The sequence below is a fragment of the Agromyces sp. Leaf222 genome, from assembly GCF_001421565.1.
Taxonomy (GTDB): Bacteria; Actinomycetota; Actinomycetes; order Actinomycetales; family Microbacteriaceae; genus Agromyces.
Genome location: NZ_LMKQ01000001.1, coordinates 2,575,904 through 2,601,098 on the forward strand (window position 1 = coordinate 2,575,904; position 25,195 = coordinate 2,601,098).

General features: G+C 71.5%; 29 protein-coding genes. 15 read left to right on the plus strand and 14 right to left on the minus strand.

Annotated elements, in window-relative coordinates:
• Window positions 1-43 precede the first annotated feature (43 nt).
• Window positions 44-3,448, minus strand: coding sequence for a pyruvate carboxylase (locus ASE68_RS11450; RefSeq protein WP_055858558.1), 3,405 nt, complete (start codon window positions 3,446-3,448; stop codon window positions 44-46).
• A 76-nt stretch (window positions 3,449-3,524) separates the two neighbouring features.
• On the opposite strand from ASE68_RS11450, the gene ASE68_RS11455 reads away from it, so the two are divergent.
• On the plus strand, window positions 3,525-4,358 hold the full coding sequence (locus ASE68_RS11455) for a ParA family protein (RefSeq protein WP_055858563.1): 834 nt from the start codon (window positions 3,525-3,527) through the stop codon (window positions 4,356-4,358).
• 147 nt (window positions 4,359-4,505) lie between these two features.
• On the opposite strand, the gene ASE68_RS11460 is transcribed toward ASE68_RS11455, so the two are convergent.
• The 4 genes from ASE68_RS11460 to ASE68_RS11475 all read right to left on the minus strand — a co-directional run bounded on the left by ASE68_RS11460 (window position 4,506) and on the right by ASE68_RS11475 (window position 7,008).
• Complete coding sequence (locus ASE68_RS11460; RefSeq protein WP_055858566.1) at window positions 4,506-5,060, minus strand: MerR family transcriptional regulator; 555 nt, start codon at window positions 5,058-5,060, stop codon at window positions 4,506-4,508.
• A gap of 124 nt (window positions 5,061-5,184) precedes the next feature.
• Window positions 5,185-5,874 (minus strand): MerR family transcriptional regulator, encoded by a 690-nt coding sequence (locus tag ASE68_RS11465; protein WP_055858570.1) that lies wholly within the window; start codon window positions 5,872-5,874, stop codon window positions 5,185-5,187.
• Window positions 5,874-6,383 (minus strand): FHA domain-containing protein, encoded by a 510-nt coding sequence (locus ASE68_RS11470; protein ID WP_369800078.1) that lies wholly within the window; start codon window positions 6,381-6,383, stop codon window positions 5,874-5,876. Before ASE68_RS11470 ends, ASE68_RS11465 begins: the two co-directional genes overlap by 1 nt.
• A 1-nt stretch (window position 6,384) precedes the next feature.
• Window positions 6,385-7,008 carry a CDP-alcohol phosphatidyltransferase family protein gene (locus ASE68_RS11475; protein WP_055858573.1) on the minus strand — a complete coding sequence of 208 codons (624 nt, stop codon included), beginning with the start codon at window positions 7,006-7,008 and terminating at the stop codon, window positions 6,385-6,387.
• Window positions 7,009-7,040: 32 nt separating this feature from the next.
• On the opposite strand from ASE68_RS11475, the gene ASE68_RS11480 reads away from it, so the two are divergent.
• Window positions 7,041-7,874: a DUF1295 domain-containing protein gene (locus ASE68_RS11480; protein ID WP_055858577.1), complete on the plus strand. Its 834-nt coding sequence runs from the start codon at window positions 7,041-7,043 to the stop codon at window positions 7,872-7,874.
• A gap of 13 nt (window positions 7,875-7,887) precedes the next feature.
• On the opposite strand, the gene ASE68_RS11485 is transcribed toward ASE68_RS11480, so the two are convergent.
• Window positions 7,888-8,337: an NUDIX domain-containing protein gene (locus ASE68_RS11485; RefSeq protein WP_055858580.1), complete on the minus strand. Its 450-nt coding sequence runs from the start codon at window positions 8,335-8,337 to the stop codon at window positions 7,888-7,890.
• 34 nt (window positions 8,338-8,371) lie between these two features.
• The gene (locus ASE68_RS11490) at window positions 8,372-8,878 is read right to left on the minus strand and encodes a MarR family winged helix-turn-helix transcriptional regulator (protein ID WP_157421620.1); all 507 of its coding nucleotides are present in this window, start codon (window positions 8,876-8,878) and stop codon (window positions 8,372-8,374) included.
• A 54-nt stretch (window positions 8,879-8,932) separates the two neighbouring features.
• Between ASE68_RS11490 and idi the strand changes: the two genes are divergently transcribed.
• Genes idi through ASE68_RS11535 form a run of 9 tightly spaced genes read left to right on the plus strand, consistent with a single transcriptional unit; the run spans window position 8,933 to window position 15,507 of the window.
• The gene (gene idi / locus ASE68_RS11495; RefSeq protein ID WP_200921702.1) at window positions 8,933-9,475 is read left to right on the plus strand and encodes an isopentenyl-diphosphate Delta-isomerase; all 543 of its coding nucleotides are present in this window, start codon (window positions 8,933-8,935) and stop codon (window positions 9,473-9,475) included.
• A complete protein-coding gene (locus tag ASE68_RS11500; RefSeq protein WP_055858587.1) occupies window positions 9,468-10,532 on the plus strand; it encodes a polyprenyl synthetase family protein in 1,065 nt (354 codons plus the stop codon). The genes idi and ASE68_RS11500 overlap by 8 nt, the downstream gene beginning before the upstream one ends.
• Window positions 10,529-11,512, plus strand: coding sequence for a squalene/phytoene synthase family protein (locus ASE68_RS11505; RefSeq protein WP_055858589.1), 984 nt, complete (start codon window positions 10,529-10,531; stop codon window positions 11,510-11,512). Before ASE68_RS11500 ends, ASE68_RS11505 begins: the two co-directional genes overlap by 4 nt.
• A complete protein-coding gene (gene crtI / locus ASE68_RS11510; protein ID WP_055858591.1) occupies window positions 11,509-13,122 on the plus strand; it encodes a phytoene desaturase family protein in 1,614 nt (537 codons plus the stop codon). Before ASE68_RS11505 ends, crtI begins: the two co-directional genes overlap by 4 nt.
• Window positions 13,119-13,553: a lycopene cyclase domain-containing protein gene (locus tag ASE68_RS11515; protein WP_082462194.1), complete on the plus strand. Its 435-nt coding sequence runs from the start codon at window positions 13,119-13,121 to the stop codon at window positions 13,551-13,553. The genes crtI and ASE68_RS11515 overlap by 4 nt, the downstream gene beginning before the upstream one ends.
• Window positions 13,550-13,900: a lycopene cyclase domain-containing protein gene (locus tag ASE68_RS11520; protein ID WP_055858594.1), complete on the plus strand. Its 351-nt coding sequence runs from the start codon at window positions 13,550-13,552 to the stop codon at window positions 13,898-13,900. Before ASE68_RS11515 ends, ASE68_RS11520 begins: the two co-directional genes overlap by 4 nt.
• Window positions 13,901-13,920: 20 nt before the next feature.
• Complete coding sequence (locus ASE68_RS11525) at window positions 13,921-14,799, plus strand: prenyltransferase (protein WP_055861230.1); 879 nt, start codon at window positions 13,921-13,923, stop codon at window positions 14,797-14,799.
• A gap of 28 nt (window positions 14,800-14,827) precedes the next feature.
• Complete coding sequence (locus tag ASE68_RS11530; RefSeq protein WP_055858597.1) at window positions 14,828-15,214, plus strand: RNA-binding S4 domain-containing protein; 387 nt, start codon at window positions 14,828-14,830, stop codon at window positions 15,212-15,214.
• Entirely contained in the window at window positions 15,214-15,507 is a 294-nt protein-coding gene (locus tag ASE68_RS11535; RefSeq protein WP_055858600.1) for a GNAT family N-acetyltransferase, read from the plus strand. The genes ASE68_RS11530 and ASE68_RS11535 overlap by 1 nt, the downstream gene beginning before the upstream one ends.
• Window positions 15,508-15,589: 82 nt before the next feature.
• Here the strand turns inward: ASE68_RS11535 and ASE68_RS20550 are convergent, their stop codons facing one another.
• On the minus strand, window positions 15,590-16,321 hold the full coding sequence (locus ASE68_RS20550) for a hypothetical protein (protein WP_235480842.1): 732 nt from the start codon (window positions 16,319-16,321) through the stop codon (window positions 15,590-15,592).
• 275 nt (window positions 16,322-16,596) lie between these two features.
• On the opposite strand from ASE68_RS20550, the gene ASE68_RS11545 reads away from it, so the two are divergent.
• Window positions 16,597-17,010 carry a YchJ family protein gene (locus tag ASE68_RS11545; RefSeq protein ID WP_055858606.1) on the plus strand — a complete coding sequence of 138 codons (414 nt, stop codon included), beginning with the start codon at window positions 16,597-16,599 and terminating at the stop codon, window positions 17,008-17,010.
• 56 nt (window positions 17,011-17,066) lie between these two features.
• Here the strand turns inward: ASE68_RS11545 and ASE68_RS11550 are convergent, their stop codons facing one another.
• Window positions 17,067-17,930: an MBL fold metallo-hydrolase gene (locus ASE68_RS11550; RefSeq protein ID WP_055858610.1), complete on the minus strand. Its 864-nt coding sequence runs from the start codon at window positions 17,928-17,930 to the stop codon at window positions 17,067-17,069.
• Window positions 17,931-18,094: 164 nt separating this feature from the next.
• Here ASE68_RS11550 and ASE68_RS11555 point away from each other — a divergent pair, with 164 nt between their 5' ends.
• Entirely contained in the window at window positions 18,095-18,739 is a 645-nt protein-coding gene (locus ASE68_RS11555) for a GTP pyrophosphokinase family protein (protein ID WP_082462365.1), read from the plus strand.
• A 19-nt stretch (window positions 18,740-18,758) separates the two neighbouring features.
• Here the strand turns inward: ASE68_RS11555 and ASE68_RS11560 are convergent, their stop codons facing one another.
• Window positions 18,759-19,451, minus strand: a complete 693-nt coding sequence (locus tag ASE68_RS11560) for a helix-turn-helix transcriptional regulator (RefSeq protein WP_055858613.1) — start codon at window positions 19,449-19,451, stop codon at window positions 18,759-18,761.
• A 64-nt stretch (window positions 19,452-19,515) separates the two neighbouring features.
• Here ASE68_RS11560 and ASE68_RS11565 point away from each other — a divergent pair, with 64 nt between their 5' ends.
• Both ASE68_RS11565 and ASE68_RS11570 read left to right on the plus strand, forming a co-directional pair.
• Complete coding sequence (locus ASE68_RS11565) at window positions 19,516-20,343, plus strand: hypothetical protein (RefSeq protein WP_055858616.1); 828 nt, start codon at window positions 19,516-19,518, stop codon at window positions 20,341-20,343.
• Window positions 20,340-21,140 (plus strand): isocitrate lyase/phosphoenolpyruvate mutase family protein, encoded by an 801-nt coding sequence (locus ASE68_RS11570; RefSeq protein ID WP_200921703.1) that lies wholly within the window; start codon window positions 20,340-20,342, stop codon window positions 21,138-21,140. The genes ASE68_RS11565 and ASE68_RS11570 overlap by 4 nt, the downstream gene beginning before the upstream one ends.
• A gap of 110 nt (window positions 21,141-21,250) precedes the next feature.
• On the opposite strand, the gene ligD is transcribed toward ASE68_RS11570, so the two are convergent.
• The 4 genes from ligD to ASE68_RS11595 form a co-directional block, all read right to left on the minus strand.
• Window positions 21,251-22,273, minus strand: a complete 1,023-nt coding sequence (ligD, locus tag ASE68_RS11575) for a non-homologous end-joining DNA ligase (protein ID WP_055858619.1) — start codon at window positions 22,271-22,273, stop codon at window positions 21,251-21,253.
• A gap of 90 nt (window positions 22,274-22,363) precedes the next feature.
• Window positions 22,364-22,636 carry a DUF2277 domain-containing protein gene (locus ASE68_RS11580; RefSeq protein ID WP_055858622.1) on the minus strand — a complete coding sequence of 91 codons (273 nt, stop codon included), beginning with the start codon at window positions 22,634-22,636 and terminating at the stop codon, window positions 22,364-22,366.
• A gap of 54 nt (window positions 22,637-22,690) precedes the next feature.
• Complete coding sequence (locus ASE68_RS11585) at window positions 22,691-23,467, minus strand: 1-acyl-sn-glycerol-3-phosphate acyltransferase (protein ID WP_055858625.1); 777 nt, start codon at window positions 23,465-23,467, stop codon at window positions 22,691-22,693.
• Window positions 23,468-23,549: 82 nt separating this feature from the next.
• Window positions 23,550-25,112 carry a YhjD/YihY/BrkB family envelope integrity protein gene (locus ASE68_RS11595; protein WP_235480843.1) on the minus strand — a complete coding sequence of 521 codons (1,563 nt, stop codon included), beginning with the start codon at window positions 25,110-25,112 and terminating at the stop codon, window positions 23,550-23,552.
• Window positions 25,113-25,195 lie beyond the last annotated feature (83 nt).

The window sequence follows — 25,195 nt, forward strand, 5'->3', positions numbered from 1 at the left end:
AGTGCGAACGTGAGCCCACGTTACCGTGAGCTCACGCCTCAGCCTACAGCGGACGGACCACCACGAGGAGGTCGCCGGCCTCGACCTGCTGGGTCTTCGGGATGGCGACGCGCTCGACGACACCGGCGATCGGCGACGTGATCGCCGCCTCCATCTTCATGGCCTCGATCGACGCGACGCTCTGGCCGACGGCGATCTCGGCCCCCGGCTCGACCTGCAGGGTGACCACGCCCGAGAAGGGCGCGGCGACATGGCCGGGCTGCGAGGCATCCGCCTTCTCTGCGGCACGGGAGTCGACCTCGATGCTGCGGTCGCGCACGAACACGGGCCTGAGCTGGCCGTTCAGGATCGTCATGACGGTGCGCATGCCCTTGTCGTCGGCCTCGCCGATCGCCTCGAGCCCGGCGTAGAGCCGGACGCCGCGAGCGATCTCGACGACGTGCTCCGAACCCTGTCGGAGTCCGTAGAGGTAGTCGATCGTGTCGACCACGGAGAGGTCGCCGAACAGCTCTCGGATCTGCTCGAACTGCCGGGTCGGGGCGGGGAAGAGCAGGTTGTTGAGCATCGAGCGACGCGTCGCGCTGTCGCCGTCGAGCGCCTCGAGCTGCTCGGCCGTGAGCTCGGTGACGCCGATGCGCACGTCGCGACCGGCCAGCACCTTCGTGCGGAACGGCTCGGGCCATCCGCCGGGCAGGTCGCCGAGCTCGCCTGCCATGAAGCCGATGACCGAGTCGGGCACGTCGTACTTCTCGGGGTTCGCCGCGAAGTCGGCGGGGTCGGCGCGAACGGCCGCGAGGTGCAGCGCGAGGTCGCCGACGACCTTCGACGACGGGGTGACCTTCGGAACGCGACCCAGGATGTCGTTCGCCGCGGCGTACATGTCCTCGATGAGCTCGAAGTCGTCGGCGAGGCCCAGCGCGATCGCCTGCTGTCGCAGGTTCGAGAGCTGCCCTCCCGGGATCTCGTGGTGGTACACGCGACCCGTCGGGCCCGGGAGGCCGGACTCGAACGGCTTGTAGACGCGGCGCACGGCCTCCCAGTAGGGCTCGAGGTCGGCCACGGCCTGCAGCGAGATGCCGGTGTCGCGCTCGGTGTGCGCGAGTGCGGCGACGAGCGAGGAGGCCGAGGGCTGGCTCGTGGTGCCCGCCATGGGCGCGCTCGCGACGTCGACCGCGTCGACGCCGGCCCTGGCTGCCGCGAGCAGGGTGGCGAGCTGGCCGCCGGCCGTGTCGTGGGTGTGCAGGTGCACCGGCACGTCGAACCGCTCGCGAAGGGCCGATACGAGCTTCTCGGCCGCGGTCGGGCGCAGCAGGCCCGCCATGTCCTTGATCGCGATGATGTGCGCGCCCGCGGCCACGATCTCCTCGGCCAGGCCGAGGTAGTAGTCGAGCGTGTACAGGTCTTCGGCGGGGTCGAGCAGGTCGCCCGTGTAGCAGAGGGCGACCTCGGCCACCGCTGTGCCGGTGGCGAGCACCGACTCGATCGCGGGGCGCATCTGGTTGACGTCGTTCAGGGCGTCGAAGATGCGGAAGATGTCGACGCCGGTCGCGGCGGCCTCGCGGACGAACGCGTCGGTGACCTCGGTCGGGTACGGGGTGTACCCCACCGTGTTGCGCCCGCGCAGGAGCATCTGGATGTTCACGTTCGGCAGCGCCTCGCGCAGTGCTGCCAGCCGCTCCCACGGGTCTTCGCCTAGGAAGCGGAGCGCGACGTCGTACGTCGCGCCGCCCCAGGCCTCGACCGAGAGCAGCTCGGGCGTCATGCGGGCGACGTACGGCGCCACGGCCACGAGGTCCTTCGTGCGCACGCGGGTCGCGAGCAGCGACTGATGGGCGTCGCGGAACGTCGTGTCGGTGACGGCGAGCGGCGTCTGCGCGCGGAGCGCGGCGGCGAACCCGGCCGGGCCGAGCTCGAGCAGCTGCTGACGCGAGCCGGCGGGGGCCGGCGCCGTCAGGTCGATCGCCGGGAGCTTCTCGACCGGGCTGACGGTCGTCGGAGCCTGACCGTTCGGCTGATTCACCGTGACGTCGGCGAGCCAGTTCAGGATCTTCGTGCCGCGGTCCTTCGACACGCGACCGCGCACCAGCTGCGGACGCTCGTCGATGAACGACGTGCTGAGGTCGCCTGCGATGAACGCCGGGTCGTCGAGCACGGCTTGCAGGAACGAGATGTTCGTCGAGACGCCTCGGATGCGGAACTCGGCGAGGGCGCGGCGTGAGCGTGCGACCGCCGACGGGTAGTCGCGGGCGCGACAGGTCAGCTTCGCGAGCATCGAGTCGAAGTGGGGGCTGATCTGGGCACCGGGGTTGATCGTTCCGCCGTCGAGGCGGATGCCGGCGCCGCCGGGCGAGCGGTAGGTCGTGATCTTGCCGGTGTCTGGGCGGAAGCCCGCCGTCGGGTCCTCGGTCGTGATGCGGGTCTGCAGCGCCGCACCGCGGAGCCGGATGTCGCCCTGCTCGAGTCCGAGCTCGGCGAGCGTCTCGCCGGCCGCGATGCGCATCTGCGAGACCACGAGGTCGACGTCGGTGACCTCTTCGGTGACGGTGTGCTCCACCTGGATGCGCGGGTTCATCTCGATGAAGACGTGCTCGCCCGCGCGCTCGCCCGCCGTGTCGAGCAGGAACTCGACGGTGCCCGCGTTCACGTAGCCGATCGACTTCGCGAACGCGATCGCGTCGCTGTAGAGCGCCGTGCGGATGTCGTCGGAGAGGTTCGGCGCCGGGGCGATCTCGATGACCTTCTGGTGGCGGCGCTGCACGGAGCAGTCGCGCTCGAAGAGGTGCACGGTCTCGCCCGTGGCATCCGCCAGGATCTGGACCTCGATGTGTCGAGGGCGGAGCACGGCCTGCTCGAGGAACATGGTCGGGTCGCCGAACGCGCTGTCCGCCTCGCGCATGGCCTCTTCGAGCGAGGCGCGCAGGTCGTCCTTCGTGTTCACCCGGCGCATGCCGCGCCCGCCGCCGCCGGCGACCGCCTTGGCGAAGATCGGGAAGCCGATCTCGTCAGCCTGGGCCACGAGCGCCTCGATGTCGCGCGAGGGCGGCGTGGACTTCAGCACGGGCACGCCCGCGGCGATCGCGTGCTCCTTCGCCGTGACCTTGTTGCCGGCCATCTCGAGGACCCTGGTGGGCGGGCCGATGAACGTGATGCCGGCCTCTGCCGCCGCCTGGGCCAGCTCGGGGTTCTCGGAGAGGAAGCCGTAGCCGGGGTAGATCGCGTCCGCGCCGGACTCCTGGGCCACGCGGATGATCTCCGACACGTCGAGGTACGCGCGCACCGGATGCCCGGGCTCGCCGATCTGGTACGCCTCGTCTGCCTTCAGCCGGTGCAGGGAGTTGCGGTCCTCGAAGGGATACACCGCCACCGTCTTCGCGCCGAGTTCGACCGCCGCTCGAAACGCCCGAATGGCGATCTCTCCGCGGTTGGCTACCAGAATCTTCGAGAACATGCAGGCCTTTCGGTGGGGGTTTCCGCACAGCGAACGTTTAGGTTTCGCCCAAGCAATAGAGGTAGCGTATCTGTTCGTGCACGTACTCAGCGTCAGTTCCCTCAAGGGCGGTGTCGGGAAGACGACCGTCACGCTCGGGCTGGCGTCGGCGGCCTTCGCCCGCGGCGTCCGGACCCTCGTCGTCGACCTCGATCCGCAGTCCGACGTGTCCACCGGCATGGACATCCAGGTCGCCGGTCACCTGAACGTGGCCGACGTGCTCGCCTCCCCCAAGGAGAAGATCGTCCGTTCGGCGATCGCCCCGAGCGGCTGGGCGAGGTCCAACCCGCAGTCCACGATCGACGTCATGATCGGCAGCCCGTCGGCCATCAACTTCGACGGCCCGCACCCCTCGATCCGCGACATCTGGAAGCTCGAGGAGGCGCTCGCGAACGTCGAGTCCGACTACGAGCTCGTGCTCATCGACTGCGCGCCCTCGCTGAACGCGCTCACGCGCACCGCCTGGGCCGCGAGCGATCGCGTCGCCGTCGTCACCGAGCCCGGCCTGTTCTCGGTCGCCGCCGCCGATCGCGCCCTTCGCGCCATCGAGGAGATCCGCAGGGGCCTCTCCCCCCGCCTGCAGCCGCTCGGCATCATCGTCAACCGCGCACGCGTGCAGTCGCTCGAGCACCAGTTCCGCATCAAGGAGCTCCGCGACATGTTCGGCCCGCTGGTGCTCTCGCCCCAGCTGCCCGAGCGCACGTCCCTGCAGCAGGCCCAGGGTGCCGCCAAGCCGCTGCACATGTGGCCCGGCGAGTCGGCCGAGGAGATGTCGGCGAACTTCGACCAGCTGCTCGAGCGCGTGCTGCGCACGGCGCACATCGGCGACTACGCAGCAGCTCCGTACGAGCTCGAGACCCCCACGGTCTGAGCCGTGCGCGATCGCGCGCCGGTCACGATTCGGGGCGCGCACGCTCGGGGCGCCTGATCCAGCGTCCTCGCGGCGGGCAGGAAGCGATCAGGCGAGCCGACATCGCCGCCCGCGTCGCGACGACCCGGGCGCGTGGGATCCGAAGGCTCAGGAGATGCGGCGGGACTTCGCGCCGCGACGGGCGGCCAGCTCGTCCATGGGGTCTGCCGACTGCGTGTCGAGCTCGACCAGCGAGTTCTCGACCTCGCGGAGCACCTTGCCGACGGCGATGCCGAAGACGCCCTGTCCGCGGTTCACGAGGTCGATGACCTCGTCGTCTGAAGTGCAGAGGTACACGCTCGCGCCATCGCTCATGAGCGTGGTCTGCGCGAGATCCTCGACGCCCGACTCGCGCAGCTGCGTGACGGCCGTGCGGATCTGCTGCAGTGAGATGCCCGTGTCGAGCAGTCGCTTCACGAGCTTCAGCACCAGGATGTCGCGGAAGCCGTACAGCCGCTGAGACCCGGAGCCGGCTGCACCGCGCACCGTCGGCTCGACGAGTTGCGTTCGCGCCCAGTAGTCGAGTTGGCGATAGCTGATGCCGGCGGCGCCGGCGGCGACCGCGCCGCGATAGCCGGTGCCGTCTTCGTGCTCGGGCATTCCGTCGGTGAAGAGGAGTCCGAGGTCGTATCGATCGCGCGCGCTCCGGTCGAGCTCACTCATGCGATCCCCTCACTGTCGTCCTGTCACCCCGTCGGGGCATCGTCCACGCTACCGAGCGGAGCGGGTGCGACCAAACACATCCGGCCGAACGTCACGGCGTGTCGCGAACGCGTCGGGGCGGAGCTCAGCGGGCGAGCTTGGCGAGCGTCGTGCGCACGACCTCTGCTCGCACGCATTCGAGTCGGGCGGCGAGCTCTGCGGCATGCTCGGAGACGCGCGCCTTGCCCGCGGCATCCGACCGCCTCGAGGGGGCCAGCGCCCGATCGATGAGTGCCGCATCGCGCTCGGCCGCGGCCCTCATCGCCTTGAGATGGCGCGGCTCGATGCCCACGTCGCGCAGGGCGACGAGCGAGCGCAGCACCTCGAGGTCCTCATCGTCGTAGGGCTCGGCGGGGGTCATGAGCGACGCGGAGACCGCCTCGTCAAGGAGCCCCCGCGGCGCCTTCGCCGTCGCGATGAGCTCGTCTCGCGAGAATCGACGTGCTCCGAGGAACCCGCTGGCGTCGGTCGCGCCGGGCAGCGCGGGCGTCTCCCCCGCGTCGACGGACTCGAGGTGCGCCCGGATGACCTTCAGCGGCAGGTAGTGGTCGCGCTGCATCGAGAGCACCAGCGTGATGCGTTCGACGTCTGCCGTCGAGAACTTGCGGTACCCGGCGGCCGTGCGCGCCGGAGAGACGAGTCGCTGCTCCTCGAGGAATCGCAACTTCGACGGCGTCAGGTCGGGGAACTCGGGTTGCAGGCGCGCGAGCACCTGGCCGATGCCGAGCAGGGGGGCCGAGCCGCTCGCGTGCGTGACGGCGGCGTGGCCCGACACTAGCTGCTCGCCAGCGGCGCCAGGTCGCGGCGCGATGCGTAGAACGTGAGGCGGAACTTGCCGATCTGCACCTCGGCTCCATCGCTGAGCAGCGCGGTCTCGATGCGCACCCCGTCGAAGTACGTGCCGTTCAGCGACGAGAGGTCTTTCACCTCGAACGCCGTGCGGTGCCGCACGAACTCGGCGTGCCGGCGCGAGACCGTGACGTCGTCGAGGAAGATGTCGGCGTCGGGATGACGGCCGACGGTCGTCACGTCGGTGTCGAGCAGGAATCGCGCCCCGCTGTTCGGCCCACGCCGAACGATGAGCAACGCCGAGCCAGACGGCAGCGCCGCGATCGCCTCCTGCTCTTCGGCCGAGATGTCGGCATCGACGATCGACAGCTGCGCGGCGGCCTCTCGGCTGAAGCCGATGGTCGTTCCGGCCGTGCTGCTGTCTCCGAACTCGCCGTTCGTCGCTGTGCGGCCGCCCTCGGCGCCGCCAGCCTGTGAAATGTCGGTATCCGCCACGCTAGCCTCCCTGTTCAAGCGTATCCGATCGGGACCCATCCGCCACCAGTGGAATCCGGATGACTCGTGCGGTCTCGATCGCATAGATGATGCCGGCCCACCAGTAGAGGAAGGCGCCCCAGATCGTGATGGCCCATCCGATCGGCGCGCTGACCGGCTGCACTGCCGGGAACGCGAGGCCGAGCATGATGACCGGCAACCCGAAGAAGAGGGCGAACGTGGCGACCTTGCCGAGCTGGTGCACGGGCAGCGGGCCGTAGCCGTGGTTGGCGAGCACCACCCCGAGGATCAGCAGGAAGACGTCGCGCGCGACGATGACGATGACGATCCACCACGGCACGAGCGAGTTCGCGGCGAGCCCGACGAGCGCGGCGAAGATGTAGAGGCGGTCGGCCGCGGGGTCGAGCAGCTGCCCGAGGCGCGTGATCTGGTCGAGGCGTCTCGCGAGGTAGCCGTCGAGCAGGTCGGTGAGGCTGGCGGCGACGAGGACCACGAGCGCCGTGACGTACTCGCCGGCCACGACGGCCCAGAGGAAGAACGGCACGAGCACGAGTCTGAGCATGCTGAGGACGTTCGGAATCGTCCACACCTGCGATCCGACCGCCCCCGCGCTCCGCCCAGCCACATGGCGATCCTATCGACCCCTAGAATCCAGCCATGACTGCCCTCGCCGTGTGTCTGGTGCTCTGCGCCGCGATCACCGCTGCAACCTGGATCCTCTCGCTCATCACCAACGAGCATTCATGGGTCGATCGCATCTGGTCGATCGCGCCGATCGCGTACGTCTGGGTGTTCGCGGTCTCGGCCGGATTCGACGCTCGCCTCGTGCTCATGGCCGTGCTCGTGACGGCGTGGGGCGTGCGCCTCACGTTCAACTTCGCACGGAAGGGCGGCTACCGGCCGGGTGGCGAGGACTATCGCTGGGCGGTCCTTCGCGAGCGGATGCCCCGGGCGGCGTTCGAGGCCTTCAACCTCTTCTTCATCTCGATCTACCAGAACGCGCTGATCCTGCTGATCACGCTGCCGGCGCTCACGGTCGCCGAGTCGGCCGGTTCGCCGCTCGGCGCGTGGGATCTCGTGCTCGCCGTCGTGTTCATCGCGTTCCTCGTCGGCGAGACCGTGGCCGACGAGCAGCAGTGGCGGTTCCACCGGTGGAAGGCGGCCGAGCGAGCGGCGGGACGCACGCCGACCCCCGGATTCCTGCAGTCCGGGCTGTTCGCCGTGTCGCGGCATCCGAACTTCTTCTTCGAGCAGGCGCAGTGGTGGGTCTTCTTCGGCTTCGCGGTCGCCGCGACCGGTGTCTGGCTGCACTGGACCCTCGCAGGCGCCGTGCTGCTCACGCTCCTGTTCATCGGCTCGACGGTGTTCACGGAGTCGATCTCGCGCGGACGCCACCCCGGCTACGACGAGTACCGGGCTCGCGTCTCGCCGATCGTGCCGTGGTTCCCTCGCCCGGCGCGAGCCGGGGCATCCGTCACCGCCGGACGCTGACGGCCTCGATTCGTCAGAGCCTCGCTCGAAGGCCGGGCCATGCCTCGGCGAACCGGGGGTGCAACGGGAGCGCGTCGACCTCGTCGATGGGCGTCCAGGCGACCGTGATGGACTCGGGGTCGCCGATGAGCGGCTCGAACCGGCGCTCGGCCGTGGCGACGACGGTCGTGTACGACCAGTAGCCGAGGTCGAGCACGCTCGAGAACCGCACGGCGAGCGCGTCTGCGGGAACGCCGGCCTCTTCGCCCGCTTCGCGGAACGCGGCCTCGCGCGCGGTCTCGTGCTCGTGGCGAGCACCGCCCGGCATGCCCCAGGTGCCGCCGAAGTGGCTCCACTCGGCGCGGTGCTGCAGCAGGACCTCGCGATCGGCGCTGACGACGAGCAGCCCGGCCGCGCCGTAGCGCCCCCAGTACCGCGCCCCGTCAGGCCCCTCGACCCAGCCGTCTCCGCTCGCTCCGCTCATGCCACCAGCATGGCCCACGGATGCCGGTGACGGCTCACTCCGTGACGCCCGGTGGCGCGATCGCGTCGGCGAGGTCGCCGAGGAACCGGATGATCACGCGCTGCTCGGCGGGGTCGAAGGACCCCGCCACCTGCCGCATGCGCTGATGCATCGGGCCGAGCGTGCGCCGGAGTCGTGCATGCGCATCGGGCATCGCGCGCAGGAGCAGCACGCGCCCGTCGGTCGGATGGGGTTCGCGCGCGAGGTCGCCGCTCGCGACGAGCCTGGCGACGATCTTCGCCGTCGCGGCGGTCGTGACGCCGAGCTCGCGCGCCAGCCCCGCGCTCGTCGGAGGGCGGCCGGCCTGCTGCTCTGCGACGATCCAGCGCAGGGCGGCGGCATCCGTGTCGCCCATGTCCATGTCGGCGCGCAGGCGGCGGCGCATCTCGACCTCGGCGGCGCGGTGTCGGCGCACCGCCTCGAGGACCGCCACGGTCTGGTCGTCGTCTGCGTCGTACCAGTAGCGCTCCACACTCGAACTTTCGATTGTTCCGTCGGCCACGCTGCAATGGTAACGTCACATTCACTAACTCGGTTAGCGAATATGGGAGGCCAGATGACCACCGCCATCGACCTGATCGACGACGACGTCGTGCTGCTCGACGATCTCGGAACCCCGATCGGCACCGCGCCCAAGAGCGCGGCCCACGGCCCCGACACCGCACTGCACCTCGCGTTCTCCTGCCACGTGCTGAACCCCGCCGGTGAAGTGCTGGTCACGCGGCGCGCCCTGACGAAGCAGGCATGGGCGGGCGTCTGGACCAACTCGTTCTGCGGACACCCGCGACCCTCCGAGCCGCTCACCGCCGCCGTTCGGCGCCGGGCCGAGTTCGAGCTCGGCCTCGAACTCGATTCGCTCGAGCTCGCGCTGCCGACCTTCCGCTACCGCGCGATCGACGCCGACGGCACCGTCGAGAACGAGATCTGCCCGGTGTACATCGCGACCGTCTCGGGCGAGCCCGACCCCAACCCGCGCGAGGTCGTCGAGTACCGCTGGGTGCGGCCCGACGAGCTCAAGCGCGCCATCGAGGCCGCTCCGTGGGCGTTCAGCCCGTGGCTCGGACTGCAGGCCGTGCACCTGGAGCTCTACCGTGACTGACCTCGCCTCCGCGTCGGCCGCGGCCGACACCGAACTCGAGCACGAGCTCGGTGCGATCTTCGCCGACGCGCACCGTCGTGCCGGCGACCTCGATCCGCACTACGCCGCGCTCTGGACCTCGCTCGCGCGGCAGAGCTCGGGCGGAAAGCGCATCCGGCCGCAGCTCGTGCGGCTCGCGTACCACGGCCTCGGCGGCGTCGACACGCGCCTGGCCACCCGTGTCGCGGTCGCGTTCGAGCTGCTGCACACGGCGTTCCTCATCCACGACGACGTGATCGACCGCGACACCGTTCGGCGCGGCGACCCGAACATCACCGCCAGGTTCGCCGCCCGTGCGCTGCGCAGCGGCACCGACGAACGCACGAGCGCCATCTGGGGCGAGACGGCCTCGGTGCTCGCCGGCGATCTCGCGCTGAGCCTCGCCCACCGCGCGATCGCCCTGCTGCAGATCGACGCCGAACGCCGCGAGCGCCTGCTCGACATCCTCGACCGGGCCGTCTTCGTCTCCGCGGCCGGCGAACTCGCCGATGTCGTGAACGCCGGAGCCTCCGAGCCGACGAGCATGCCGCGCGTGCTCGCCACGCTCGAGCAGAAGACCGCGGTGTACTCCTTCGAGTGCCCGCTGGCCGCCGGCGCGGTGCTCGCAGGTGCACCGGAGTCCTCGATCGCCGCGCTCGAGCGCTACGGGCGCTTCATCGGCATCGCGTTCCAGATCACCGACGACGTGCTCGGCGTGTTCGGCGACCCCGCCGTCACCGGCAAGTCCGTGGCATCCGACCTGCGCGAGGGCAAGCGGACGGCGCTCATCGCGCACGCCGCGACCACCGCGGAGTGGCCGCGCATCGCCGTCGGGCTCGGCGACCCGTCGCTCGACGACGCCGAGGCCCACGAACTGCGCGAGCTCCTGCGCCGCTGCGGCGCCCTCGACGCCGCCCTCGAGCTCGCCGAGGAGCACGTGACCCTCGCCCGCTACGAACTCGACACGGCCGACCTTCCGCCGGAGCTCGCCGCCGAACTCGGCGCGATCGCCAGGCGAGCGGTGGAGCGCGCCCGATGAGCCGCGCCGTGGACCCGACGAAGCGCGAGACGACGGATCGCCCGCCGTCCTCCTCGGGTGCGGAGCTGCTCGAGCGCTACGACGATGCGGCCGCGGCGAGCGCGGCGACGGTGATCAGCCGGTACTCGACCTCGTTCGGCGCCGCGGCGCGCCTGCTCGATGCCCCGTCGCGGCGCGGCATCCGATCGATCTATGCGTTGGTTCGGGTTGCCGACGAACTCGTCGACGGCACCGCTGCGGCCGCGGGCCTCGGTGCCGACGAGATCCTCACCGCGCTCGACGCGCTCGAGGCGGAGACCGAGCTGGCGATTCGGCGCGGCTTCTCGACCAACCTCGTCGTGCACGCGTTCGCGACGACGGCGACGGCCGTCGGCATCGACGTGGGCCTGACGCGCCCGTTCTTCGCATCGATGCGGCGCGACCTCGACCCGAGCCCGATCCGGGCCGACGAGGTGGGCCCGTACATCCACGGCTCGGCCGAGGTCGTCGGGCTCATGTGCCTGGCCGTGTTCCTGGCCGTCGAGGCGTCAGGGCGGGCGCGGCCCGACGACCAGGGCGTGGCCGCCGGGCCGACCGCGCAGGCCGACCTCGAACGGCGCCGCCGACTCGAACTCGGGGCCACGCACCTCGGCGCCGCGTTCCAGAAGATCAACTTCCTGCGCGACCTCGAGACCGACTGGCGCACGCTCGGCCGCAACTACTTCCCGTGGTGCGACCCGGAGGCCTTCACCGAGGCCGACAAGGTCAGGATCCTCGACGACATCGACCGCGACCTCGACCTCGCGGGCCGATCGATCCCCGAGCTGCCGCGCCGCGCGCGCGGGGCGGTGCTCTCTGCACACGGACTGTTCGCCGGGCTCGCGGCCCGTTGCCGGGCCACGCCGGCCGAACGCCTGATGACGACGCGCATCCGCGTTCCCGACGCGACGAAGCTCGCGATCGTCGCACGCTCGATGCTCGCCTCAGGGGGACGTCGATGATCGACGGCTCTGAGCGCATCGCGGTGATCGGCGGCGGCATCGCCGGGCTCGCGACGGCCGCGCTGCTCGCGCGCGACGGGCACCGGGTCACCCTGCTCGAGGCCTCCCCCGTGGTCGGCGGGCGCGCCGGCACGTGGAGTCGCGACGGCTTCCGGTTCGACACCGGCCCCTCGTGGTACCTGATGCCGGAGGTGTTCGAGCACTTCTTCCGGCTGTTCGGCACGAGTGCCGAGCAGCAGCTGACGCTCACGAAGCTCGACCCCGGCTATCGCGTGTACGCCGACGGGTACGACGACGCGATCGACATCCGCGCGACGCGGGCCGAGAACGTCGCGCTGTTCGAGTCGGTGGAGCCCGGCGCGGGGGCGGCGCTCGAGCGCTACCTCGACTCCGCGGCGTCGACCTACGACATTGCACGCCGACGCTTCCTCTACACGAACTTCGACGGCGTGCGCGGCATGCTCGCACCCGAGGTGCTCAAGGGCGGGGTGCGGCTGGCCGGCCTGCTGACGACGCCGCTCGAGCGCTTCGCGGCGCGCGCGGTGCACGACCGTCGGCTGCGGCAGGTGCTCGGCTACCCGGCGGTGTTCCTCGGCTCGTCGCCGTCGATGACGCCCGCGATGTACCACCTGATGAGCCACATGGACCTCGAGCAGGGCGTGTTCTACCCGCAGGGCGGGTTCTCGAAGCTCATCGAGGCGATCACCTCGATCGCGGCCGACGCGGGTGTCGAGATCGTGTGCAACGCCCGTGTCGAGCAGATCGAGATCACCGGGGACGCCGAGCCGTCGGTCACGGGCGTGCGGTTCCGCGAGGCATCGGGCTCCGTGCGACGGGTGCCGGCGCACCGGGTCGTCTCGGCCGCCGACCTGCACCACACCGAGACCGAGCTGCTGCCGGCCCATGCCCGCACCTACCCCGAGCGGTGGTGGGATCGCCGCACGTCGGGGCCGGGCGCGGTGCTCGCGATGCTCGGCGTGCGCGGCGAGGTGCAGGGTCTCGCGCACCACACCCTCTTCTTCACCGAGGACTGGCGCGAGAACTTCGGCCGCATCTTCGGCTCGAACCCGTCGGTGCCCGATCCCGCCTCGTTCTACGTCTGCATGCCGAGTGCGACGGATGCCACGGTCGCCCCTCCCGGCGACACGAACCTCTTCGTGCTGGTGCCGGTGCCCGCCGACGTCTCGATCGGATGCGGCGGCGAGGACGGCCGGGGCGACCGCCTCGTCGAGGCCGCGGCCGACCGGGCGATCGCCCGGATCGCCGAGGCGACGGGCACGGCGGATCTCGCCTCGCGCATCGTGGTGCGGCGCACCGTGGGCCCTGCCGACTTCGCGGCCGACCTCAACTCCTGGCGGGGTGGAGCCCTCGGGCCGGCGCACACCCTGCGGCAGAGCGCGTTCCTGCGCGGTTCGAACCGATCGCGCCGCGTGCGCGGCCTGCTCTATGCCGGCGGGTCGAGCGTGCCTGGTGTCGGCCTGCCGATGTGCCTCATCAGCGCGGAGAACGTCGTGAAGCGCGTGCGGGGCGACCGGTCGTACGGACCGCTGCCGGAGTCGGGCGATTCCCTCCCCGCGGGTTCGACTCCGCCTGCGAGGATGACCGGATGACCGGCTTCGTCTATCTGGCTGCGCTCCTCGTCTCGATCGGGGCGATGGCGCTCATGGATGCGAGATGGCGACTCGCGTTCTGGCGGCACCCGGTCGCCGCCGCGGTGGCCGTCGGCACCGGCACCGCGCTGCTGCTCGTCTGGGACCTCGTCGGCATCGGCTTCGGCGTGTTCTTCCGCGGCGAGTCGGTCTGGGCGACCGGCGTGCTGCTCGCCCCCGATCTGCCGATCGAGGAGCCGGTGTTCCTCGCGTTCCTCTGCTACCTCTCGCTCGTCGCGGTGCTCGGAGCCGAGCGCCTGCTCGCGGGCAGGCGACCGACCGACCACGTCGCCGACGAGCGTGCGGCGCCCGCGGCGAGCACGGGCGCGTCGGGCGGGTCGGGCGGCGCCGCTGGTCGAGGGGCGGATGCCGCGCCGGAGGTCCGCGCGTGACCTACCTGCTGATCTGCATCCCGTTCCTGCTGGTCTCGGCGATCGTGGCCGTGATCTCCCTTCGTCGGATGCCGGCCGGCACCCGTGCCCGTCGAGCCCTCGCCGTGGCGATCGCCGCGGTGGTGCTGCTGGCGCTGACCGCCGTCTTCGACACGGTGATGATCTCGGCCGGACTGTTCGGCTACGCCGAGGGCACGAGGCTCGGTGCGACGATCGGCCTCGCACCCGTCGAGGACTTCGCCTACCCGATCGCCGCGGTGCTGCTGGTGCCGGCGGTGTGGACGCTCGTGGCGTCTCGACGGCGCGGCTCGCGCGGAACGCGTCGCACCGATGGGTCGACCTCGTGACCGCGGTGCCGAGCGCGTCGATGGGTTCGCGCGTCGCGCAGGTGCTCGTCTCGTCGCGACCGATCAGCTGGATCAACACGGCGTTCCCGTTCGCGGCCGCGTACCTGCTGACCGCGGGCACCGTCGACGTCACGTTCGTCGTCGGCACGCTCTTCTTCCTCGTGCCGTACAACCTGCTGATGTACGGCGTGAACGACGTGTTCGACTACGAGTCCGACCTGCGCAATCCCCGCAAGGGCGGCGCCGAGGGCGCGCTGCTCGACCCGTCGCTGCATCGCACGGTGGTCTGGGCGGGCATCGCCACGGCCGCCCCGTGCCTCGTCGTGATGCTGTGGTCGGCGGGCGCGGGGCATCCGTGGTCCTGGTTCGTGCTCGCCGTGAGTCTCTTCGCGGTCTTCGCGTACTCCGTGCCCGGGTTGCGCTTCAAGGAGCGGCCGGTGCTCGACTCGATCACCTCGAGCTTCCACTTCGTGAGCCCGGCGATCTACGGACTCGCGGTCGCGGGAGCGGTGGCGACGCCCCAGCTCGCCGCGCTGCTCACGGCGTTCTTCTGCTGGGGCATGGCGAGCCATGCGTTCGGCGCCGTGCAGGACGTCGTGCCCGACCGGGAGGCCGGCATCGCGTCGATCGCGACCGCGTTCGGCGCTCGGGCGACCGTGCGCGTCGCGCTCGCGCTCTGGGCGCTCGCCGGACTGCTCATGCTCGCGACCGAGTGGCCCGGGCCGCTCGGGGCCGTGCTCGCCGTGCCCTACCTCGTGGTCGTGTGGCCGTTCCGGTCGATCGACGACGCGCACTCCGGCGAGGCGAACCGCGGCTGGCGGCACTTCATCGCCCTGAACTACGCGGTCGGATTCCTCGTGACGATGCTGCTCATCTGGTGGGCGGCCGTTCGCGCGTAGGCGTTCGGAGCGCGCGTAGGCTTGCCGCATGCCGACGCCGCTCTCCGACTCCCCCGTGCGCATCGACGCGTGGCTGTGGGCCGTTCGGCAGTACAAGACGCGCTCGGCCGCGACGGCCGCGTGCCGTGCCGGTCACGTGCGGGTCAACGGCGAGCGGGCGAAGGCCGCGCAGTCCGTGCGACCGGGTGACGAGGTGCGCGTCAGGATCGAGGGCTTCGACCGTCAGCTCGTCGTGCGGCAGACGCTCGTGAAGCGCGTCTCGGCGACGATCGCGGCGACGGCGGTCGAGGACCGCACTCCCCCGCCCCCGCCGCGCGAGAGCGTCGCCATCGTGCCCGTTCGCGACCGCGGGGCCGGAAGACCGACCAAGCGCGAACGACGCGACCTCGAGAAGCTCCGCGGCAGGGAGGCCTGATGAACAAGGAATTCACGCACGAACCCGATGCCGACCGCTACGTGCTGCGCCTCGGCGACGAGGTCGCGAGCGTGCTCGACTACCGCGTGCTCGGCGACGCCATCGCGATGACACGTGCGTTCACGAATCCACGCCATCGGGGGTCTGGGCTCGCCGGCGAGCTCGTGGCCTTCGCGGTCGACGACGTCGAGGCGACATCCGCCCGGCACATCGTGCCCAGCTGCTGGTACGTCGCCGAGTGGTTCGACCGCCACCCCGAGCGAACGGAACTGCTCCGCCCGCGCACGACCTGAGCGGCGTGCGACGAGCGGAGCAGTGAGGGTGCGTGGCCGGCGTCGAGCCGGGCCCGCGCGGCCTTCGGAGTCCGACCGGGGATCAGTACCAGTTCATCGACTGGGAGTGGGACCAGGCGCTGCACGGCGAGCCGTACGACCCGCTGATGTAGCCGAGGCCCCACTTGATCTGGGTCGCGGCGTTCGTCTCCCAGTCGGCGCCGGCGGTGGCCATCTTGCTGCCGGGCAGCGACTGCGGGATGCCGGTGGCGCCGCTCGAGGCGTTGTAGGCCGTGTACGACCAGCCCGACTCCTTCGCCCACAGGCTCTCGAGGCACTGGAACTGGTCGTCGCCCCAGCCGTACATGGATGCGGCGAGCGATCGCGCGGTCTGGCGGGCACCCTCGGGGGTGTTCGCGGCGGCGAGCACCTGTGCGGCCTCGGCGGCGGCCTTCGCCGCGGCGCGCTGCTGCTCCTCGTCGTAGGCCTTGGTCGCGGCCGCGGTCTTCGCGGCCTCGGCCTTGGTCTGCTTCGTGAGGTCGACGATGTCCTCGGTCGGGATGACCTCGTAGTCGCTCAGCGACGCGACGGAGGCCTGCAGGCCCGTCGCATCGACCTTGCCGTCGGCGGCCGCGAGGGTCGCCTGGGCGAGCGTGATCGTGTCCTCCGCCTGCGACTCGGCCTTCGCCGCGGCGATGCCGCTGTAGACGCCGAGTCCGTCGCGGCTGAGGCCGGTGGCCTGCGTGAGCTGCGCGGTCGCGTCGATGCGCTCCTGCGTCTTCACCGCGTCCTGCACGGCGAAGCCGGTGCCGACGACGAGCCCGAGGGCGGCCACGGCGCCGACGGCGATGAGACGCTGGCGGCCGATGCGGCGAGCGCGGTTTCCGCGCCGGGTGGGGCTGGGTTCGGGGGTGGTATTCGAGCGTTCTGACGTTGCATTCGAGAAGGGGCGCATGAATCCTGAGCGCTCGGAAATCGGGGGAATCGGGGGACGTGCTCGCCGAGCTCGGGCACAAGGCACACACTCTGCCGGGCGATTCTGGACGGATCCTCACTTCTGCCTGTGCGGAGCATGACCGCACCCCGCCCTGCCCCGTGAATACTGGGGGGATGCCGCAAACCTCCGAATCCCCTGAGTTCCCCCCTGCAGGCAACCGTTGTCCGTGCACGAGCGGCCTCACGTTCGGCGAGTGCTGCGGCCGCTGGATCGTCGACGGGCTGCCCGCTCCGACCGCCGTGCAGCTCATGCGCTCGCGGTTCACGGCGTTCGCGATCGCCGACGACCGGTACCTGCTCGCGACCTGGCATGCGTCGACCCGGCCCGACGAACTCGACCTCGATCAGACGATCCGCTGGACGCGCCTCGACATCCTGCGCACCGAGCAGGGCGGCCCCCTCGAGCGCACCGGCGTGGTCGAGTTCGCCGCCTACTACCGGCACGACGGCGAGCGCGGCATCCAGCAGGAGATCAGCTCGTTCCTGCGCGAGGGCGGGCGCTGGTCGTACGTGGCCGCCGTCGACTGAACGGCGGGCCGGCACGACGGCACGAGGGTTCGACGGTTCGACGTGCGACGGTGGTCTTACGCGTCGCGGACGCCGCCCTCGTCGAGCGGACCCCCGTCGAGCGCGAGAGAGGCGCGCTCGACGGCACCCGCGAGTCCTTCGGGCGGGAGCGGCCAGTCGGCGTACGCGGCGAGCACCTCCTCGGCGGGCAGGCCTCGACCGTGGGCTTCGACGAGCCGATCGGCGATCGCGCGCAGCACGCCCGCCTGTCGTTCGACGAAGACGCGATCGACGACCGCGCCGTGCCCCGGCACGACGGGGTCGTCGCCGCGCAGGCCAGCGGCGAGGGCGAGGAGCACGTCGGGCCAGGTGAGCGGATAGGAGCCCGACCCGTACATCGGCGGCCCGGACTCCTCGACGAGGTCGCCGAGCACCCACACCCGCACGTCGGGGACGTACAGCACGAGGTCGGTGTCGCTGTGCGCGGGCGGTTGCGGGAGGAGCCGCACGGTGCGCCCTCCGAGGTCGAGGTCGACTGGCGCCGCGACGGGATGCGTGGGCGGTACGAGCTCCACGTCGGCCCACGCCCGCCCGGGCTCCCGCGACGGATCGAGGCGCCAGGCGGCGAGCCGGGGCGCCTCGTAGCGTTCGAAGTGGCGTGCGATCGCGGCATGACCGTGGATCGCGACCTCCGCCGCCCCGGAACGGAACGCCTGGTTGCCGAAGGTGTGGTCGAAATGCGCGTGGGTGTTCACCAGGCCCAGCAGCGGCCGGTCGAACCGAGCACGGATGTCGGCCAGGATCTCGGCCCCCTCACCGGGATCGGCGCCTGCGTCGACCACGAGGATGCCGTCGGCGCCCTCGACGACCACGACGGACAGGTCGAACGGGCCGCCCCGGCGCTGGTGCACGCCGACGGCGACGGTGGTCCAGGTCGTCATGGGCCGAGCCTAGCCCCGGTCAAAGGCAATGCAGAGGTTCGCCTCGTACGGTGGATCTCGTGACTGCGATCCAACCCACCGCCGACCACGACGCCAGCGGACGAGGCCTCACCGAGCGGGCCCAGCGCGCGATCGAGGGCATCGATGGCAGCACGCTCGAAGAGATGCGAACCCTGCGCGACGAGACCGAGCGCTTCATGCTCCGCTACAAGTTCGGCATGGACGAGGTCATCACCAAGCTCTCGATCCTTCGCGAGGAGTTCGGGCAGACGCACGCCTACAACCCGATCGAGCACATCTCGAGCCGCCTGAAGAGCCTCGACAGCGTCATCGAGAAGCTCGAGCGCAAGGGCATCGACCCGACGTTCGACTCGATCCGCGAGACGATCACCGACATCGCCGGGGTGCGCGTGACCTGCAGCTTCGTCTCCGACGTGTACCGCGTCGCCGAACTGCTCACCGCCCAGGGCGACATCCGGGTGCTCAAGAAGAAGGACTACATCGCCGAGCCGAAGGCGAACGGCTACCAGAGCCTGCACCTCATCGTCGAGGTGCCGGTGTTCCTCTCGACGGGCACCCACCTCGTGCCGGTCGAGGTGCAGGTGCGCACCATCGCCATGGACTTCTGGGCCAGCCTCGAGCACAAGATCTACTACAAGTACGACCGCCAGGTGCCGGCCGAGCTCCTCGACGACCTCACGGATGCCGCGCGCACGGCGTCGGAGCTCGACGCCCGCATGGAACGCCTGCACCGGGAGCTGCACGGCGCGCCCGTCGGGCCCGTGACGGGCAGGCCGATCGCGATCTGACGCGCCCGCCCTACTGCCGTCAGCCGAGGTCGGCGAGCACCGCGCGTCCGGCGTCGGTCAGCTTGAGCGATCGATCGTGCGGGAGGCCGACCGCCCAGCCGCGATCGAGGAACGTGCGGCGGATGCCGGCGCCGACCGCCCCGGCGACGTGCGGCCGACGCTCGGTCCAGTCGAGGCATCCGCGCACCAGCGGGCGCCGACCCTGCGGTGCGACGAGGTCGCCGTCGCCCTCACCCTCGACGCCGAGCCGCCGCGCGAGCGGACCGATGCCGGTGATCTCGCCGACGCGGCCGGCGGCGAGCGGCGCCACCGATCCCTCATGCACGAGCGCATCGGCGATGACGAGCGCCACCCGTCCGGCCAGGTGGTCGTAACAGGTGCGGAACTCGGCGAGCCGCACGGCCGTGGTGGACTGGCGGAGCGAGGTCACGGGCCTCCGCGGCGCGATGCGCTGCAGTGCCTCGACCGCGTCGGCGACGCTCGCGTCGGCGAGCTCGAAGTACCGGTGCCGACCGATGCGGCGATCCACCAGCAGGCCGCCGTCGACGAGTTGCGCGAGGTGGGCGCTCGCCGTCGGCGGACGCACGCCGGCGATGCCCGCGAGCTCGCTCGCCGGCCGCGACCCGCCGTCGAGGAGGGCCACGAGCATCGCCGCCCTGGCCGGTTCGCCCATGAGCCTGGCGGGGTGGGAGAGGTCAGCATCGCCGTTCACGTGGCCAGCGTACGCCGACGACGTTTCGCCGCCGGACGAACCTTCACGGGCATAGCGTCGGAGCATGGACGTCACCATCACCGATCCCCGCGAGGTGCGGCGCATCCTCGCCGACCCCGTTCAACGCGTTCCCGAAGCGGATGCCGCATCCGCGACGGCGACGGAACGGCTGCGCGCCGCGACATCCCGCTTCGTGAACGGCGTCGTGCACGACCTGCGCCGGGCGCGGCTCGAGCAACGGCTCGCGGCGCTGGATCCAGAGGACCTCGCTCGCACGGCGAGCCGCCGGACCCACGACGCTCGGGGTTCGGCGGCCTCCGGCATCACTCGGATCGTCCCGGTGGCGACCCTCGCCGAGCACCTCGGGTTCGACGCCCCCGACGAACTGCCGACGCTCATCGCGGAGATCGCCGAGGTCTATGCGACCGGCGCGACCCCGGGAGCAGGGTTCGACGTCGCCGATGCCGCGTCGGAACGTGCGCTCGACGCCGCACCCGGGCGGGATCCGGCACTCGCCGTGCAGCTCCTCGTGCAGGCGCACCTCGCGACGTCGGCGTTGATCGACGGCGCGCTCCGCTCGATCAAGGCGGATCCCGGCCTCACGACCCGCGCCGCGCTCGCGCGGACACTGCGTCACGATGCCCCGGTTCCGTCGACCCGGCGCCTCCGTCGAGACGGCACGCTCATGGTGCTCCGGCTCGGTGCGGCCGAGTGCGAGGGCGGTCGCGGCGACGATGCGGAGGAACCCGAGGGGTCGCTCGCGTTCGGCGCCGGACCGCGCTCGTGCCCGGCCCCGGCGCACGCGCTGGCGATCGCCGCGGCCGTCGTCGACGGACTCCGAGGGCCGGAGCCGGCGATCACGCGCGGGGCGGCCGTCGGGAGCCGGCGTTGATCACCCCGGCCGAGTTCGCCTCGCGGCATCGCCCCGGAAACCCCCTGCTGCTGCCAAACGCGTGGGACGGTGCATCCGCCAGGTGGCTGGTCGCGCGCGGGCACGACGCGATCGGCACGACGAGCCTGGGCGTCGCGATCGCGAACGGACTGCGCGACGGCTCGGGCGAGGCGGCCGACGCGACGATGCGGCTGGCCCAGGACCTGACCGCCGCCGGCATCGGCGTCACCGTCGACATCGAGTCCGGATTCTCCGACGATCCCGACGAAGTAGGCGACTACACCCGCCGACTCGCTGAACTGGGCGTGCTCGGCGTGAACGTCGAGGACTCCGACGCGTCCGGCAGCTTGATCGACCCAGTGCTCGCGGCGACGAAGGTGGCGGCGATCCGGGCGGCAGCCCCCGAGCTGTTCGTGAACGCCCGCACCGACGCCTTCTGGATCGAGGCCGGCGGCACCGTCGCCGAACGCGAGGCGACGGCCTTCGAACGCGCGCGCCGGTACGTGAGGGCCGGCGCCTCTGGGGTGTTCGTGCCCGGCGCGCTTCCGTTGGAGGTCATCGCCAGGCTCGCCTCGCGCGTGGGCGCTCCGCTCAACGTGCTCGTGCAGCCCGGCGTCGGATTCGGCGAGCTCGCGGCCTGCGGCGTTGCGCGGGTGAGCACCGGCTCGCTCCTCTTGCGGGCCGCCCTGGGCGCGATCGACGATGCCGTGGCCGGTGCGCTCGGCTCGAGGGAGCACGGAGACGGCGAGATTCCGTCGTATGCCGACGTCGTGGACCTGGCGGGCGGCGGCGCCTGACCCGCTCGATCGCCGCTGCCCCGCTGTGGCCCGATCCGGCGCAGACCGGTCCGGCCGCACTGTCGGCCGTCCGGCGGAGGCGACTGCAGGCTGCGCCCGGGGCCGCGCCCTCAGTCGTCGCGCTTCGCCCGGCTCGGCTGCACGCGCATGGGCTCGCCGGGCATCTTCGGGAAGTCGGGCGGGAACGGCAGCTCCCCGAGGCCGTCGTCGAGGTCGCGCTGCCACCAGTCGAGGAGCGTGTCGATGCGGCCCGGGTGGTCGTGCATGCCCGCCCACGGGTCGCCCACCTCGGCGAGCCGCTGCGGCAGCGTGCGGATCGTGTGCGCGGTCGGGTCGGTGGACTCGAGCTCGCTCCACTCGAGCGGACAGGAGACGGGCGCGTGCGGCAGCGGACGCGGACTGTACGCGCCGGCCATGGTGCGATCGCGATTGGCCTGGTTGTAGTCGATGAAGATGCGGTCGCCGCGCTCCTCCTTCCACCAGTTGGTCGTGACCTGCTCGGGCAGGCGCCGTTCGAGCTCGCGGCCGAGGGCGATGACCGCGTGCCGCACATCGAGGAACTCGTGCTCGGGCTCGATGGGCGCGAACACGTGGATGCCACGGCTGCCCGAGGTCTTCACGTACGCCGTGAGGCCGACCTCGCCGAGCAGGTCGCGCAGCACGAGCGCGATCGGCACCGCCTCGGCGAAGCCGGTGCCCGGCTGGGGATCGAGGTCGATGCGCAGCTGGTCGGGGTTGTCGGTGTTCGCCGCTCGCGACGCCCAGGGGTGGAACACGATCGTGTTCATCTGCGCCGCCCAGACGGCGCCGGCCGGTTCGTCGAGCACGACCTGCGCATGCCGGCGGCCGCTGGGGTACGTGACCGTCACCGATCGCAGCCATTCGGGCGCCCCGCGGGGCGGGTTCTTCGAGAAGAACTGTTCGCCGTCGATGCCCTCGGGGAACCGCTGCAGCGAGACCGGGCGGCCGCCGTTGGCCTCGATGAACGGCCCGCCGACGGCGACGAGGTACTCGGCGAGCTCGAGCTTGGTGATGCCGACCTCGGGCCAGAGCACGCGCGATGGCGACGAGACGCGCATCTGGCGCTCGCCGTCAGGTGAGGGAACGATGAGCTGTGCCGCGTCGCCTGCCATGCCAGCGACGCTACTGCACCCCGCCGACGCGCCGCGAGGCCCGACCGATCAGACGATCGCGCCGCGCCGGATCACGCGCGCAGCACCGACTCACGCGGCCGCGTACCGCCCGGCCGAGCGCTCGCGGGCCTTCTGCGCCTCGACCTCCCGGTTCTTCGGCGGCGCGCTCGTGACGAGGTCGTCGAGCAGGTGCTGCGTGATGTGCGCGATCTCGGCGACGGCGCGCTCGAAGGCCTCGGCATTCGCCTTGGAGGGCTTCGTCGATCCGCTCACCTTGCGCACGTACTGCAGCGCCGCGGCGTGCACCTCGTCGTTCGACGCGGCGGGCTCGAAGTTGTGGAGGGTGTGGATGTTCCTGCACATGCCTCAAGCCTACGACGAAGTGTCGAGGATGTCTCGGGTCGGCCTGTCGGTCGGTCAGGCCTCGGTTCGGCGCGCATCGCGGGCGAGGTCACGCGCGGCATCGGCCGCGGCCGCCTCCTCTGGGGTCGGGGCCGTGCCGCCGAGGTGCTTCGGCTGCCACCACTGCCCGGTGCCGTCGACCGGGTACTCGCGCTGGACGCGATCGACGAGCTCCTGCAGGCGGACCTTCAGGCGTTCGGTCGCGATGTGCGGCTCCTCGTCGGCGCCCACCGAGATGGGCGCCCCGAACGCGAAGCTCACGGGCACCCCGAACCGCTCGGAGAAGCCGACCTTGTGACGCTTGGTGAGCAGGCGGTGCCCGCCCCACACGGCGACCGGGATGATCGGCACCCCCGCCTCGGCGGCGAGCCTGGCCGCGCCGGTCTTCAGGTCGCGGACCGTGAACGAGGCGCTCACGCCCGCCTCGGGGAACACGCCGAGCAGTTCGCCGCTGCGAAGCGCCTCGACGGCCTTCGCATACGCTGCGGCCCCGGCCTTCATGTCGACCGAGATGTGCCGCATGCTGCGCATGAGGGCGCCGACGACCGGCTTGTCGAACACGCTCTGCTTCGCCATGAAGCGGATGCGACGGCGGTTGCCGAGCCAGGTGACCCATTCGACGAGGGCGAACTCGAGGTAGCCGAAATGCGTCATCGCGAGCACGGCACCCCCCGTGGTCGGCACGTGCTCGATGCCCGTGACCCGGCGCTTGAGTCGCAGCGCGCCGAAGAGGCCGCGGCCGACGACGATCGCCGTGCTGTAGATGGGCTCACTGGGCCGTCGTCCGGTCATGCGTCAATCGTAGGACCGCGCACTGCAGGACACCTGTGCGACCTCGTGGCCGAAGTGCCGGCGCAACGTCGCGCTCACGACGTCACGCCCCCGGAGCGACCTCGTTCGGCACCGGCTGCAGCCGGAACAACCGCACCACGCGCCCCGAGTCGCGCTCGTAGGCCCGATAGCCGGGCCACTGCGCCTCGATGAGCGCCCACGCCGCCTCGCGCTCGGCATCGGCGTCGATGAGCGAGGCGCGCACCGCCAGTTCGCGACCGCGCACGGTGATCGCGGCATCCGGCCGGCGAAGCAGGTTGTAGGTCCACCCCGGATGCCGCGCCATCGCGAAGGTCGTGCCGGCGACGATCGCGCGTCCATGCCCGTCGGGCGTGTACATGAGCGGCGTGTCGCGTGGCTCCCCCGTCTTGGCGCCGACCGTGTGGAGCACGAGGGAGGGCACCAGGAGCGCGCTGAGCTGAACGCGCCCGCCCGTAGTCCAGCCGATGACCGCCTCGATCGGCGGCAGCAGCACCGGGGCGATCGCGCGGAACACCCGTGTCCGCGTGAGCGGCGCGACCAGGCCGCGCACGACGCGCAGCACGATCGAGCTGCGCGGCCTCCCGTCGGGGAGTCCGTCGGCGAACCCGTCGCCTCGGGCGCGACGACGCGTCGCACGACCGCCGCTCGACCGCTGCTCATCGGCACGCACACGCTCGAGCACGCGATCCCGCTCGCGCCCCCATTCGCGATCGCGCCGATCTTCGACGCCCGTGATGATGTAGGCCGCCGCGATGAGGATGACCTGGGACGAGAGGTTCAGCCAGAGCAGCAGGGCGATGAGCGAGCCGAACGAGGCCAGCAGCGGGTTGGAGGTCGCGCCGCCGACGAAGAGGCCCGAGAGCTCCTGCAGCACCGTGAGCCCGGCACCGCCGATCAGGGCGCCGACCCACAGCGTTCCCGCATTCGGGCGCACGCCCGAGAGCACGAGGAACATGCCGGCGACGACGACGGTGTCGATGGCGAAGATCACCAGCACGGCGACCGCTCCCGTGAGGAACGTGTAGCCCTCGGCGCTGCGCGAGAGGCCGAGCCAGCCGAAGAGCATGTCGAGCGCGGCGGTGCTGAAGAACGTGATCGCGGCGGCCCCGACGAGCAGGGCGCCGAACCCGATCGCCAGCAGGAGGTCGCGCAGCATCGTCCAGAGGAAGAAGGTCTGCGGGTCGGGCTGCCCGCCGATCCGGCGGATCGCGACGCGCAGCGAGCCGATGGCGCCGATCATCGCGGTGACGAGACCGATGAGCGCGATCGCGCCGGCGATGCTCAGCGTCACGGGTTGCACGAGGTCGTCGGGGTCGATGAGCGCGCCCTCGCCGATCAGCCCCGGAATGGCCTTCTCGACGGTCTCGACGAGCGCGTCCATCGCCTGCTGGTTGCCGGCGAGCCAGATGCCGGCGATCGCGAACCCCAGGAACACGCCGGCGAACACCGAGAAGAGCGTTCGGTAGGTGACGCTGTCGGCGAGCGCCGGGCCGTGGACCTTCATGTAGCGCAGGTAGGCGCGCACGGGCTTGCGCGCCATGGCCCACGCGATCAGCGCGTTCATGCGCGCCATGAAGCCCGTCTGCTCCGGCAACCGCTCGGGCTCCTTGATCTCGCCACCCATGCGGTCAGGCTATCGAGAGCGGATGCCGCGCGCAGGCGCTTGACTCCGGGCGCGCCGGATGCGATGCGGGGGCCGGCTGCGCC

Bases quoted from the DNA above. Each gene is read 5' to 3' on its own strand.
- ASE68_RS11450 (WP_055858558.1), bottom strand. From the start codon at position 3,448: ATGTTCTCGAAGATTCTGGTAGCCAACCGCGGAGAGATCGCCATTCGG.
- ASE68_RS11460 (WP_055858566.1), bottom strand. From the start codon at position 5,060: ATGAGTGAGCTCGACCGGAGCGCGCGCGATCGATACGACCTCGGACTC.
- ASE68_RS11480 (WP_055858577.1), top strand. From the start codon at position 7,041: ATGACTGCCCTCGCCGTGTGTCTGGTGCTCTGCGCCGCGATCACCGCT.
- ASE68_RS11485 (WP_055858580.1), bottom strand. From the start codon at position 8,337: ATGAGCGGAGCGAGCGGAGACGGCTGGGTCGAGGGGCCTGACGGGGCG.
- idi (WP_200921702.1), top strand. From the start codon at position 8,933: ATGACCACCGCCATCGACCTGATCGACGACGACGTCGTGCTGCTCGAC.
- ASE68_RS11505 (WP_055858589.1), top strand. From the start codon at position 10,529: ATGAGCCGCGCCGTGGACCCGACGAAGCGCGAGACGACGGATCGCCCG.
- crtI (WP_055858591.1), top strand. From the start codon at position 11,509: ATGATCGACGGCTCTGAGCGCATCGCGGTGATCGGCGGCGGCATCGCC.
- ASE68_RS11515 (WP_082462194.1), top strand. From the start codon at position 13,119: ATGACCGGCTTCGTCTATCTGGCTGCGCTCCTCGTCTCGATCGGGGCG.
- ASE68_RS11525 (WP_055861230.1), top strand. From the start codon at position 13,921: ATGGGTTCGCGCGTCGCGCAGGTGCTCGTCTCGTCGCGACCGATCAGC.
- ASE68_RS11530 (WP_055858597.1), top strand. From the start codon at position 14,828: ATGCCGACGCCGCTCTCCGACTCCCCCGTGCGCATCGACGCGTGGCTG.
- ASE68_RS11535 (WP_055858600.1), top strand. From the start codon at position 15,214: ATGAACAAGGAATTCACGCACGAACCCGATGCCGACCGCTACGTGCTG.
- ASE68_RS11545 (WP_055858606.1), top strand. From the start codon at position 16,597: ATGCCGCAAACCTCCGAATCCCCTGAGTTCCCCCCTGCAGGCAACCGT.
- ASE68_RS11550 (WP_055858610.1), bottom strand. From the start codon at position 17,930: ATGACGACCTGGACCACCGTCGCCGTCGGCGTGCACCAGCGCCGGGGC.
- ASE68_RS11555 (WP_082462365.1), top strand. From the start codon at position 18,095: ATGCGAACCCTGCGCGACGAGACCGAGCGCTTCATGCTCCGCTACAAG.
- ASE68_RS11565 (WP_055858616.1), top strand. From the start codon at position 19,516: ATGGACGTCACCATCACCGATCCCCGCGAGGTGCGGCGCATCCTCGCC.
- ligD (WP_055858619.1), bottom strand. From the start codon at position 22,273: ATGGCAGGCGACGCGGCACAGCTCATCGTTCCCTCACCTGACGGCGAG.
- ASE68_RS11580 (WP_055858622.1), bottom strand. From the start codon at position 22,636: ATGTGCAGGAACATCCACACCCTCCACAACTTCGAGCCCGCCGCGTCG.
- ASE68_RS11585 (WP_055858625.1), bottom strand. From the start codon at position 23,467: ATGACCGGACGACGGCCCAGTGAGCCCATCTACAGCACGGCGATCGTC.
- ASE68_RS11595 (WP_235480843.1), bottom strand. From the start codon at position 25,112: ATGGGTGGCGAGATCAAGGAGCCCGAGCGGTTGCCGGAGCAGACGGGC.